The sequence below is a fragment of the Escherichia sp. UTM R2 genome, from assembly GCF_048593455.1.
GTDB classification, from domain to species: Bacteria; Pseudomonadota; Gammaproteobacteria; order Enterobacterales; family Enterobacteriaceae; genus Escherichia; species Escherichia coli.
On record NZ_JBFWDY010000002.1, the window covers coordinates 4,141,923 to 4,154,214 of the forward strand.

Here is a 12,292-nt window from a genome sequence, read left to right on the forward strand (position 1 = left end):
AAAAAAACCAGTAAGGAAACATTTATGCGCCTGCTCCCTCTCGTTGCCGCAGCGACAGCTGCATTTCTGGTCGTTGCCTGCAGTTCTCCTACGCCGCCGCGTGGCGTGACCGTAGTGAATAATTTCGATGCCAAACGTTATCTCGGTACCTGGTATGAGATTGCCCGTTTTGATCACCGCTTTGAACGTGGACTGGAAAAAGTCACCGCAACATACAGCCTGCGTGATGACGGCGGCCTGAATGTCATTAATAAAGGCTATAACCCTGACAGAGGAATGTGGCAGCAGAGTGAAGGGAAAGCGTACTTTACCGGCGCACCAACTCGCGCTGCGCTGAAAGTGTCATTCTTTGGTCCTTTCTATGGCGGTTATAACGTTATTGCACTCGATCGGGAATACCGCCATGCGCTGGTTTGCGGCCCGGACCGCGACTACCTGTGGATACTCTCCCGCACGCCAACCATTTCTGACGAAGTGAAACAGGAGATGCTGGCAGTCGCGACCCGGGAAGGGTTTGATGTCAGTAAGTTTATTTGGGTACAGCAGCCCGGTAGTTAGTGAGTGCTGAGTTTCAGACCAATAATCCCCAATACGATTAACGCCAGACTCGCCAGGCGCATCGGGTTAGCGGACTCACCGAGCAGCACAATGCCGGTAATGGCCGCGCCGACTGCGCCAATACCCGTCCACACGGCATAAGCCGTCCCTACCGGTAACGATTTCATCGCCCAGGCAAGTAGCGCCATACTGACTATCATCGCCGTCACAGTAATAACACTTGGCGTCAAACGACTAAAGCCGTGGGTATATTTCAGGCCAACGGCCCATACCACTTCCAGCAGACCAGCAATAACTAAGATAATCCAGGACATATCAGGCTCCGGAGAATTGGGGCCGTCCCCGGTGAAAAGAGGCGTTTGCAGGTCGTCCTGCAAAGCTGATGGTTGAACGGATATTTTGCCAGGTGGCAGGGGAATTTCAACTATTACCTTTGTGACTATCGCAAAAAAACAAACGGCACGACATAACTGTCGTACCGTTATTGCTTATTGCTGCGCTTTCGTTGCTGCACCAGAAATCGCGTTACCGCCATCAGAAATGTCTTCACCAACGCCACGCGTGGTGTTGCAGGCAGTTAATACTGTTGAAAGCACCAGAACAGAAAAGATCGCTGCAATTGTCTTCTTCACCATAACGTCTTCCTTTTAGGTAATGTTATTTATGTTTGCCTATAGCAAATTAATAATAGACAACATCGCCAAAAATGATGGAAATCTGATGATTTTTCGGAAGAGAAGAAAAATTAGCTGGCAGCGCGGGAGATGGAGTTGCCGAGATGTTTGATGTCTTCGCCGAAACCGCGAGCGGTGTTACAGCCCGTGAGCAGCGTGCTGGCAAGCAAAACAAGAACGATAAGGCGTTTCATCATCTCTGACCTGAATAAGTGATGGTGCAGCCTGCAGGCCGCACCACAACCGCATTACTTCACGCGAGAGACGTATTCACCAGAGCGGGTATCCACTTTGATGACTTCGCCGATTTGTACGAACAGCGGAACTTTAACCACAGCGCCAGTAGACAGGGTAGCCGGTTTGCCGCCAGTACCTGCGGTATCACCTTTCAGGCCCGGATCGGTATCAACGATTTCCAGTTCAACGAAGTTCGGCGGAGTAACGGAGATCGGCTGACCATTCCACAGAGTTACGATACACTCTGCCTGATCCAGCAGCCATTTAGCGTTGTCGCCAATTGCTTTTGCATCAGCAGACAGCTGCTCGAAAGTTTCGTTGTTCATGAAGTGCCAGAACTCACCGTCGTTGTACAGGTAAGTCAGGTTCATATCGACAACATCAGCGCCTTCAGCGGAATCAGTAGATTTGAAGGTTTTTTCTACGCGAGTACCGGTCAGCAGACGACGCAGTTTAACGCGAGCAAATGCCTGGCCTTTACCCGGTTTTACGAATTCACTCGCTTCAACCGCGTAAGGTTCGCCGTCTAACATGATTTTAAGACCAGCACGAAAATCGTTGCTATAGTACGTTGCCATAAGGCCCTCTGAAATTTGTTAATTGGTAGCTAAGCCACAAAATGGCGCATATTGTAACCCTAAATACCCCATCCAGAGAAGATTGGTTAACGCAACTTGCCGATGTTGTGACCGATCCTGATGAACTTCTGCGTCTTTTGAATATAGACGCGGACGAAAAACTGTTGGCCGGACGCAGCGCCAAAAAGCTGTTTGCCCTGCGTGTGCCCCGCTCATTTATCGATCGCATGGAGAAAGGCAATCCGGACGATCCTCTTTTGCGTCAGGTACTTACCTCGCAAGATGAGTTTGTCGTCGCGTCCGGATTCTCCACCGACCCGCTGGAAGAACAGCACAGCGTAGTGCCTGGTTTGTTGCATAAATACCACAACCGGGCGCTTTTGCTGGTCAAAGGCGGCTGCGCGGTAAATTGCCGCTATTGCTTCCGTCGCCACTTCCCCTATGCCGAAAATCAGGGCAACAAGCGTAACTGGCAGACTGCTCTTGAGTATGTTGCTGCGCATCCGGAACTGGACGAGATGATTTTCTCCGGCGGCGATCCGCTGATGGCGAAAGATCACGAGCTGGACTGGTTGCTCACACAACTGGAAGCCATCCCGCATATCAAACGTCTGCGGATTCACAGCCGTCTGCCGATTGTGATCCCGGCACGTATCACCGAGGCGCTGGTTGAACGCTTTGCCCGTTCTACGCTGCAAATCTTGCTGGTGAATCACATCAATCATGCCAATGAGGTAGATGAAACGTTCCGTCAGGCGATGGCTAAATTGCGCCGTGTCGGTGTCACCCTGCTTAACCAGAGCGTTCTGTTACGTGGTGTGAACGATAACGCACAAACGCTGGCAAACCTGAGTAATGCGTTGTTCGATGCCGGCGTAATGCCGTATTACCTGCATGTGCTCGATAAAGTACAGGGCGCGGCGCATTTTATGGTGAGTGATGACGAAGCACGGCAGATTATGCGTGAGTTGCTGACACTGGTGTCGGGTTATCTGGTGCCGAAACTGGCGCGAGAAATCGGCGGCGAACCCAGCAAAACGCCGCTGGATCTCCAGCTACGCCAGCAGTAACTGATTAAACAGGGAAGTTAAACATTAAAATTGCCTGATGCGCTACGCTTATCAGGCCTACATCGTGCATTGAAATTGAATGGATTTGCATGAACTGTAGGCCGGATAAGGCGTTTACGCCGCATCCGGCAAGAGCAACAAACGCAAGTACAGCAACCTGTCATTAAACTGAGAAATTTAATCTTTGCCCGTTGCATAACCTTTAATTATTCATATGCATTGCTGTTGTTACTTTTTATATAGCTAACACCAATAATTAACCTTTCTTTTCTGTTTATATAGAGTGAGCACGGCTATTTATGTTATTTTAACAACTATTACTACCAAGCCCATTTATCTGGCTTATAAATTAAAATTAATTATTTAATTGAGAAATGGTTAGGGAGAACCTACATGGCCATAAGCATCAAGGGTGTTAATACCGGTGTTATTCGCAAGAGTAATAATTTCATTGCACTGGCGCTGAAAATTAAAGAACCTCGCAATAAAGAATCGTTGTTCTTTATGTCTGTCATGGAACTGCGCGACCTGCTGATTGCGCTGGAAAGTCGTCTGCATCAAAAGCATAAACTGGATGCTGCTGCACGCCTTCAGTATGAGCAAGCTCGCGATAAAGTCATTAAGAAAATGGCAGAAAACATCCCAGAAATTCTGGTTGATGAGCTTAAAAATGCCGATATTAATCGTCGGGTTAACACGCTGGAACTTACCGATAATCAAGGCGAAAATCTTACCTTCGTATTAACGCTACATGACGGTAGCAAATGTGAGTTAGTCGTCAATGAGTTGCAGATTGAAATGCTGGCGCGAGCAATCATTCATGCAATTAATAATGCGGAAATGCGTGAACTGGCATTACGTATTACCTCACTGTTAGATTTCCTGCCGTTATATGACGTTGACTGCCAGGAAAATGGCAATCTGGAATATGACACCTATTCCCAACCGGAATGGAAACATAACCTGTTCGACCATTATCTGGCGGTGCTTTACCGCTTTAAAGATGAAAGTGGCAAAGAACAATTTAGCGGCGCAGTGGTGAAAACGCGTGAAGCAACGCCGGGTAAAGAAATAGAGGCGATCACTCGCCGAATGCTTGATTTCAGCCCACGACTGAAAAAACTCGCGGGTGTGCCATGTCAGGTCTATGTTCGCACCGTAGCGGCGAATAACGCCCAACCGCTAACCCAGGATCAATGCTTACGCGCGCTGCATCACTTACGTGTTCAATCCACCAGCAAAACTGCACCACAGGCGAAATAATCTCATCTTTGCTAATGCGAGGCTGGAGCCATCCAGCCTGAAATGACTGATAACGTGATCGTTGGTCATGCCGGATGCGGCGTAAACGCCTTATCCGGCCTACAAATTCTCAAGCATTCAATCAGTTGCAATGCCTTATGTAGGCCTGATAAGCGAAGCGCCTCTGGCAATTATACGTTTGTCACCATCACATCAGTTCGGGCACTTATAAACCTGACCGATAATCTGGCTATCCGTCGGGACAAAACTGGACAACATTCCCTGCGACGGGCTGCTGATGCCATAAATCACGTTACCGCCCATTGCAGCCGCCTGGTTGCGCAGATCGTTTGCTGCGCCGCGCATAGAACCGCCCTCTTCTCCGTGTTGCCCGGAAAGCCAGTTGCTTTGCTTACCTGTCGCAGTACCAATCAGCTGGCACTCTGCGCCTGGCTGCTCGTCCACAATGCGTACACTCTGACCGGCAGCACTCAATTCGTTGCTGGAGCTACAACCCGCCATCAGTAGCGCGGCACCGACAATCCCTGATAAGTATTTTACGTGCATGTTATTCCCCATAATCAATGAGCTGGACGCCACTCGCGTCGTCCGTGTCTGAATCTTATACTAGAAAGATGACCAAAAGAAAAACCCCCAGACATTTCTGCCCGGGGGTTTGTTTATTTCTGCGAGGTGCAGGGCAATTACATCATGCCGCCCATGCCACCCATGCCGCCCATACCGCCAGCAGCGCCTAAGTCAGCTGCATCGTTTTTCGGCAGGTCGGTAACCATGCACTCGGTGGTGATCATCAGGCCAGCCACAGAAGCTGCGTACTGCAGAGCAGAACGAGTTACTTTGGTTGGATCCAGGATACCCATGTCGATCATGTTGCCGTATTCTTCGGTTGCTGCGTTGTAACCGTAGTTGCCGTCGCCGCCTTTAACGGTGTTAGCAACAACAGACGGTTCTTCGCCGCAGTTCAATACGATCTGACGCAGCGGAGCTTCCATTGCACGCAGTGCAACTTTGATACCCACGTTCTGGTCTTCGTTCTGACCACGCAGGTCAGCCAGTTTAGACGCTACGCGGATCAGCGCAACACCACCACCAGCAACCACGCCCTCTTCTACCGCTGCACGGGTCGCGTGCAGGGCATCTTCAACGCGTGCTTTTTTCTCTTTCATTTCAACTTCGGTAGCAGCACCTACTTTGATAACTGCAACGCCGCCTGCCAGTTTCGCTACGCGTTCCTGCAGTTTTTCACGGTCGTAGTCAGAAGTTGCTTCTTCAATCTGCTGACGGATCTGAGCAACACGGCCCTGGATTGCAGCTTCTTCACCCACGCCATCGATGATAGTGGTGGTGTCTTTGTTGATCACAACACGTTTAGCCTGACCCAGGTCTTCCAGGGTTGCTTTTTCCAGCTCCATACCGATCTCTTCAGAGATCACGGTACCGCCAGTCAGGGTTGCGATATCCTGCAGCATAGCTTTACGACGATCGCCGAAGCCCGGTGCTTTAACCGCAGCGACTTTCACGATGCCACGCATGGTGTTAACAACCAGAGTTGCCAGCGCTTCGCCTTCTACATCTTCAGCGATGATCAGCAGCGGTTTACCTGCTTTTGCAACAGCTTCCAGAACCGGCAGCATTTCGCGGATGTTGGAGATTTTCTTGTCAGCCAGCAGGATGAACGGGCTTTCCAGTTCTACTGCGCCAGTTTCCGGCTTGTTGATGAAGTAAGGAGACAGGTAGCCACGGTCGAACTGCATACCTTCAACCACGTCCAGTTCGTCCTGCAGACCGGTACCGTCTTCAACGGTGATAACGCCTTCTTTACCGACTTTGTCCATCGCTTCTGCGATCAGTTTACCTACGGTTTCGTCGGAGTTAGCGGAGATGGTACCAACCTGAGCAATCGCTTTAGAATCAGAGCACGGTACGGACAGCGCTTTCAGTTCTTCAACTGCAGCGGTAACCGCTTTGTCGATACCACGTTTCAGGTCCATCGGGTTCATGCCCGCAGCAACAGCTTTCAGACCTTCAGTGATGATAGCCTGAGCCAGTACGGTTGCAGTGGTGGTACCGTCGCCTGCAGCGTCGTTCGCTTTGGAGGCAACTTCTTTCACCATCTGCGCACCCATATTTTCGAACTTGTCTTCCAGTTCGATTTCACGAGCAACGGAAACACCATCTTTGGTGATGGTCGGTGCACCGAAAGATTTATCCAGAACTACGTTACGGCCTTTCGGACCGAGGGTAACTTTCACTGCATCTGCCAGTACGTTTACGCCGCGCAGCATTTTCACACGAGCGTCGTTACCGAATTTTACGTCTTTAGCTGCCATTATCTTTATTCCTTAAATTCGTATGTTCAGTGTCGTGCGCGGATTACGCTTCAACAATTGCCAGAATGTCGCTTTCGGACATGATCAACACTTCTTCATTGTCGATCTTCTCAGATTTCACACCGTAGCCATCGTTGAAAATAACGATGTCGCCAACTTTCACATCCAGCGGCTTCACTTCGCCATTTTCAAGGATACGGCCATTGCCGACAGCCAGCACTTCGCCACGGGTGGATTTAGCCGCTGCAGAGCCGGTCAGAACGATGCCGCCAGCAGATTTAGTTTCAACTTCTTTACGCTTGACGATCACGCGATCATGCAATGGACGAATATTCATTGATAACTCTCCTTTGAGAAAGTCCGTATCTGTTATGGGTGACGCCGGAGCTTACGTGGTTTCCCGGCTGGTGACCAGAGAAATGGGGATGAGGCTTCGCCCCTTCAAGGGGGAAAAAGAAAAAAAATTCTGATCAGCACAAAATCGGGTGAAAACCCTGATTCACCTCACATTTCATCGCAATTTCTTCATCACCGTCATAAGCGAATCTGATTGTGCTACCATCGAAAATCTACGCAGTTGCCCAAAATTTGGGCGCAATCGGACATCAACCCATGAGTGGACTCAAACAAGAACTGGGGCTGGCCCAGGGCATTGGCCTGCTATCGACGTCATTATTAGGCACTGGCGTGTTTGCCGTTCCTGCGTTAGCTGCGCTGGTAGCAGGCAATAACAGCCTGTGGGCGTGGCCCGTTTTGATTATCTTAGTGTTCCCGATTGCGATTGTGTTTGCGATTCTGGGTCGCCACTATCCCAGCGCAGGCGGTGTCGCGCACTTCGTCGGTATGGCTTTTGGTTCGCGGCTTGAGCGAGTCACCGGCTGGTTGTTTTTATCGGTCATTCCCGTGGGTTTGCCTGCCGCGCTACAAATTGCTGCCGGATTCGGCCAGGCAATGTTTGGCTGGCATAGCTGGCAACTGTTGTTGGCAGAACTCGGTACGCTGGCGTTGGTGTGGTATATCGGTACTCGCGGTGCCAGTTCCAGTGCAAATCTACAAACCGTTATTGCCGGACTTATCGTCGCGCTGATTGTCGCTATCTGGTGGGCGGGCGATATCAAACCTGCGAGTATCCCCTTCCCTGCGCCAGGAAATATCGAACTTACCGGGTTATTTGCTGCGTTATCAGTGATGTTCTGGTGTTTTGTCGGTCTGGAAGCATTTGCCCATCTTGCCTCGGAATTTAAAAATCCAGAGCGTGATTTTCCTCGTGCTTTGATGATTGGTCTGCTGCTGGCAGGATTAGTCTACTGGGGCTGTACGGTAGTTGTCTTACACTTCGACGCCTATGGTGAACAAATGGCCGCGGCAGCATCGCTTCCAAAAATTGTAGTGCAACTGTTCGGTGTAGGAGCGTTATGGATTGCCTGCGTAATTGGCTATCTGGCCTGCTTTGCCAGTCTCAACATTTATATACAGAGCTTCGCCCGCCTGGTCTGGTCGCAGGCGCAACATAATCCTGACCACTACCTGGCACGCCTCTCTTCTCGCCATATCCCGAATAATGCCCTCAATGCGGTGCTCGGCTGCTGCGTGGTGAGCACGTTGGTGATTCATGCTTTAGAGATCAATCTGGACGCTCTTATTATTTATGCCAATGGCATCTTTATTATGATTTATCTGTTATGCATGCTGGCAGGCTGTAAATTATTGCAAGGACGTTATCGACTACTGGCGGTGGTTGGCGGGCTGTTATGCGTTCTGTTACTGGCAATGGTCGGCTGGAAAAGTCTCTATGCGCTGATCATGCTGGCGGGGTTATGGCTGTTTCTGCCAAAACGAAAAACGCCGGAAAATGGCATAACCACATAATCCGGCGTTTCGACATTAATCCTGGCGATCGTCTTTATGATCAAGGCGGTCGCGCTCATCATCCTTTCGCTGGTACTCACCATCAAAAGTATTACCGCCACCGGTCCCGGCGCTAAAACCGCCGCCTGGCATACGAGAAAAGCGCAAATGCGGCATCAACTTCACTGTCAGATGCTTTTGCACCGGCGGTAATAAAAGCAGAAGACCGAGGAAGTCGGTGAAAAAGCCCGGTAATAAAAGCAGCAAACCGGCAATGATCAGCGAAACACTTTTAATCATCTCCGCCGCTGGGTTTTCACCCGCCGCCATTTTTTGCTGCATCAGCACGAAATTCTTAAAGCCCTGGTTACGTACCAGTGACATCCCGATAACTGACGTGAATATAACCAGCACGAGGGTCAGCAATACCCCCAATACATGGGCAACCTGAATAAAGATTGAAATCTCAATATAGACATAAAGGAAAATGGCAATAAAAGGTAACCAGCGCAAAGGTTTCTCCTGTAATAGCAGCCGGTAAAACCCGGCTACCTGAATGGGTTGCGAATCGCGTTCAGCTTATATTGTGGTCATTAGCAAAATTTCAAGATGTTTGCGCAACTATTTTTGGTAGTAATCCCAAAGCGGTGATCTATTTCACAAATTAATAATTAAGGGGTAAAAACCGACACTTAAAGTGATCCAGATTACGGTAGAAATCCTCAAGCAGCATATGATCTCGGGTATTCGGTCGATGCAGGGGATAATCGTCGGTCGAAAAACATTCGAAACCACATATATTCTGTGTGTTTAAAGCAAATCATTGGCAGCTTGAAAAAGAAGGTTCACATGTCAAACAACATTCGTATCGAAGAAGATCTGTTGGGTACCAGGGAAGTTCCAGCTGATGCCTACTATGGTGTTCACACTCTGAGAGCGATTGAAAACTTCTATATCAGCAACAACAAAATCAGTGATATTCCTGAATTTGTTCGCGGTATGGTAATGGTTAAAAAAGCCGCAGCTATGGCAAACAAAGAGCTGCAAACCATTCCTAAAAGTGTAGCGAATGCCATCATTGCCGCATGTGATGAAGTCCTGAACAACGGAAAATGCATGGATCAGTTCCCGGTAGACGTCTACCAGGGCGGCGCAGGTACTTCCGTAAACATGAACACCAACGAAGTGCTGGCCAATATCGGTCTGGAACTGATGGGTCACCAGAAAGGTGAATATCAGTACCTGAACCCGAACGACCATGTTAACAAATGTCAGTCCACTAACGACGCCTACCCGACCGGTTTCCGTATCGCAGTTTACTCTTCCCTGATTAAGCTGGTAGATGCGATTAACCAACTGCGTGAAGGCTTTGAACGTAAAGCTGTCGAATTCCAGGACATCCTGAAAATGGGTCGTACCCAGCTGCAGGACGCAGTACCGATGACCCTCGGTCAGGAATTCCGCGCTTTCAGCATCCTGCTGAAAGAAGAAGTGAAAAACATCCAACGTACCGCTGAACTGCTGCTGGAAGTTAACCTTGGCGCAACAGCAATCGGTACTGGTCTGAACACGCCGAAAGAGTACTCTCCGCTGGCAGTGAAAAAACTGGCTGAAGTCACTGGCTTCCCATGCGTACCGGCTGAAGACCTGATCGAAGCGACCTCTGACTGCGGCGCTTATGTTATGGTTCACGGCGCGCTGAAACGCCTGGCTGTGAAGATGTCCAAAATCTGTAACGACCTGCGCTTGCTCTCTTCTGGCCCACGTGCCGGCCTGAACGAGATCAACCTGCCGGAACTGCAGGCGGGCTCTTCCATCATGCCAGCTAAAGTAAACCCGGTTGTTCCGGAAGTGGTTAACCAGGTATGCTTCAAAGTCATCGGTAACGACACCACTGTTACCATGGCAGCAGAAGCAGGTCAGCTGCAGTTGAACGTTATGGAGCCGGTCATTGGCCAGGCTATGTTCGAATCCGTTCACATTCTGACCAACGCTTGCTACAACCTGCTGGAAAAATGCATTAACGGCATCACTGCTAACAAAGAAGTGTGCGAAGGTTACGTTTACAACTCTATCGGTATCGTTACTTACCTGAACCCGTTCATCGGTCACCACAACGGTGACATCGTGGGTAAAATCTGTGCCGAAACCGGTAAGAGTGTACGTGAAGTCGTTCTGGAACGCGGTCTGTTGACTGAAGCGGAACTTGACGATATTTTCTCCGTACAGAATCTGATGCACCCGGCTTACAAAGCAAAACGCTATACTGATGAAAGCGAACAGTAATCGTACAGGGTAGTACAAATAAAGAAGGCACGTCAGATGACGTGCCTTTTTTCTTGTGAGCAGTAACTTAAAAATAACAACCTAATATCAACTTGTTAAAAAACAAGGAAGGCTAATATGCTAGTTGTAGAACTCATCATAGTTTTGCTGGCGATCTTCTTGGGCGCCAGATTGGGGGGAATAGGTATTGGTTTTGCAGGCGGATTGGGGGTGCTGGTTCTTGCCGCTATTGGCGTTAAACCCGGTAACATCCCGTTCGATGTCATTTCCATTATCATGGCGGTTATCGCCGCTATTTCTGCCATGCAGGTTGCTGGCGGTCTGGACTATCTGGTTCATCAGACAGAAAAGCTGCTGCGCCGTAACCCGAAATACATCACGATCCTCGCACCGATCGTGACCTATTTCCTGACTATCTTTGCTGGTACTGGCAACATCTCTCTGGCGACACTGCCAGTTATCGCTGAAGTTGCGAAGGAACAAGGCGTCAAACCTTGCCGTCCGCTGTCTACTGCAGTGGTATCCGCGCAGATTGCGATCACCGCATCGCCAATCTCAGCGGCAGTGGTTTACATGTCTTCCGTGATGGAAGGTCATGGCATCAGCTACCTCCATCTGCTCTCCGTGGTCATCCCGTCCACCCTGCTGGCGGTTCTGGTGATGTCCTTTCTGGTCACTATGCTGTTCAACTCCAAACTCTCTGACGATCCGATTTATCGCAAGCGTCTGGAAGAGGGCCTGGTTGAACTGCGCGGTGAAAAGCAGATTGAAATCAAATCCGGTGCAAAAACGTCCGTCTGGCTGTTCCTGCTGGGCGTAGTTGGCGTGGTTATCTATGCAATCATCAACAGCCCAAGCATGGGTCTGGTTGAAAAACCGCTGATGAACACCACCAACGCAATCCTGATCATCATGCTCAGCGTTGCAACTCTGACCACCGTTATCTGTAAAGTCGATACCGACAACATCCTCAACTCCAGCACCTTCAAAGCAGGTATGAGCGCCTGTATTTGTATCCTGGGTGTTGCGTGGCTGGGCGATACTTTCGTTTCCAACAACATCGACTGGATCAAAGATACCGCTGGTGAAGTGATTCAGGGTCATCCGTGGCTGCTGGCCGTCATCTTCTTCTTTGCTTCTGCTCTGCTGTACTCTCAGGCTGCAACCGCAAAAGCACTGATGCCGATGGCTCTGGCACTGAACGTTTCTCCGCTGACCGCTGTTGCTTCTTTCGCTGCGGTGTCTGGTCTGTTCATTCTGCCGACCTACCCGACGCTGGTTGCTGCGGTACAGATGGATGACACGGGTACTACCCGTATCGGTAAATTCGTCTTCAACCATCCGTTCTTCATCCCGGGTACTCTGGGTGTTGCCCTGGCCGTTTGCTTCGGCTTCGTGCTGGGTAGCTTCATGCTGTAATGACCAATCGCGGGGCGTTCACGCCCCGC

General features: G+C 49.8%; 14 protein-coding genes. 6 read left to right on the forward strand and 8 right to left on the reverse strand.

Annotated features, from left to right (window positions below):
* Positions 1 to 24: 24 nt before the first annotated feature.
* A complete protein-coding gene (gene blc / locus AB4H76_RS20865; protein WP_001238378.1) occupies positions 25 to 558 on the forward strand; it encodes a lipocalin Blc in 534 nt (177 codons plus the stop codon).
* On the opposite strand, the gene sugE is transcribed toward blc, so the two are convergent.
* From sugE to efp, 4 genes are all read right to left on the reverse strand, one after another.
* Entirely contained in the window at positions 555 to 872 is a 318-nt protein-coding gene (gene sugE, locus AB4H76_RS20870) for a quaternary ammonium compound efflux SMR transporter SugE (RefSeq protein WP_000118482.1), read from the reverse strand. The genes blc and sugE overlap by 4 nt on opposite strands.
* A 174-nt stretch (positions 873 to 1,046) precedes the next feature.
* Complete coding sequence (gene ecnB, locus AB4H76_RS20875) at positions 1,047 to 1,193, reverse strand: lipoprotein toxin entericidin B (RefSeq protein ID WP_000239596.1); 147 nt, start codon at positions 1,191 to 1,193, stop codon at positions 1,047 to 1,049.
* Positions 1,194 to 1,303: 110 nt separating this feature from the next.
* Positions 1,304 to 1,429 (reverse strand): lipoprotein antitoxin entericidin A, encoded by a 126-nt coding sequence (gene ecnA, locus AB4H76_RS20880; protein WP_000977757.1) that lies wholly within the window; start codon positions 1,427 to 1,429, stop codon positions 1,304 to 1,306.
* Positions 1,430 to 1,480: 51 nt separating this feature from the next.
* On the reverse strand, positions 1,481 to 2,047 hold the full coding sequence (gene efp / locus AB4H76_RS20885; protein ID WP_000257278.1) for an elongation factor P: 567 nt from the start codon (positions 2,045 to 2,047) through the stop codon (positions 1,481 to 1,483).
* 41 nt (positions 2,048 to 2,088) lie between these two features.
* Between efp and epmB the strand changes: the two genes are divergently transcribed.
* Together epmB and AB4H76_RS20895 are read left to right on the forward strand one after the other, a co-directional pair.
* Complete coding sequence (gene epmB / locus AB4H76_RS20890) at positions 2,089 to 3,117, forward strand: EF-P beta-lysylation protein EpmB (protein WP_000940530.1); 1,029 nt, start codon at positions 2,089 to 2,091, stop codon at positions 3,115 to 3,117.
* A 393-nt stretch (positions 3,118 to 3,510) separates the two neighbouring features.
* On the forward strand, positions 3,511 to 4,380 hold the full coding sequence (locus AB4H76_RS20895) for a YjeJ family protein (protein WP_001008049.1): 870 nt from the start codon (positions 3,511 to 3,513) through the stop codon (positions 4,378 to 4,380).
* 192 nt (positions 4,381 to 4,572) lie between these two features.
* Here AB4H76_RS20895 and AB4H76_RS20900 read toward each other — a convergent pair whose 3' ends face one another.
* The 3 genes from AB4H76_RS20900 to AB4H76_RS20910 form a co-directional block, all read right to left on the reverse strand.
* A complete protein-coding gene (locus AB4H76_RS20900) occupies positions 4,573 to 4,926 on the reverse strand; it encodes a DUF4156 domain-containing protein (protein WP_001301120.1) in 354 nt (117 codons plus the stop codon).
* A gap of 137 nt (positions 4,927 to 5,063) precedes the next feature.
* Entirely contained in the window at positions 5,064 to 6,710 is a 1,647-nt protein-coding gene (gene groL / locus AB4H76_RS20905) for a chaperonin GroEL (RefSeq protein WP_000729117.1), read from the reverse strand.
* A 43-nt stretch (positions 6,711 to 6,753) separates the two neighbouring features.
* Positions 6,754 to 7,047: a co-chaperone GroES gene (locus AB4H76_RS20910; protein ID WP_001026276.1), complete on the reverse strand. Its 294-nt coding sequence runs from the start codon at positions 7,045 to 7,047 to the stop codon at positions 6,754 to 6,756.
* A gap of 275 nt (positions 7,048 to 7,322) precedes the next feature.
* On the opposite strand from AB4H76_RS20910, the gene yjeH reads away from it, so the two are divergent.
* Complete coding sequence (gene yjeH, locus AB4H76_RS20915; RefSeq protein ID WP_000015852.1) at positions 7,323 to 8,579, forward strand: L-methionine/branched-chain amino acid transporter; 1,257 nt, start codon at positions 7,323 to 7,325, stop codon at positions 8,577 to 8,579.
* Between the two features lie 15 nt (positions 8,580 to 8,594).
* On the opposite strand, the gene AB4H76_RS20920 is transcribed toward yjeH, so the two are convergent.
* Entirely contained in the window at positions 8,595 to 9,071 is a 477-nt protein-coding gene (locus AB4H76_RS20920; protein WP_001267448.1) for an FxsA family protein, read from the reverse strand.
* 336 nt (positions 9,072 to 9,407) lie between these two features.
* Here AB4H76_RS20920 and aspA point away from each other — a divergent pair, with 336 nt between their 5' ends.
* Together aspA and dcuA are read left to right on the forward strand one after the other, a co-directional pair.
* Positions 9,408 to 10,844 carry an aspartate ammonia-lyase gene (aspA, locus tag AB4H76_RS20925; protein ID WP_000069437.1) on the forward strand — a complete coding sequence of 479 codons (1,437 nt, stop codon included), beginning with the start codon at positions 9,408 to 9,410 and terminating at the stop codon, positions 10,842 to 10,844.
* Between the two features lie 117 nt (positions 10,845 to 10,961).
* A complete protein-coding gene (gene dcuA, locus AB4H76_RS20930) occupies positions 10,962 to 12,263 on the forward strand; it encodes an anaerobic C4-dicarboxylate transporter DcuA (protein WP_000961959.1) in 1,302 nt (433 codons plus the stop codon).
* The last annotated feature ends 29 nt before the right edge of the window (positions 12,264 to 12,292 follow it).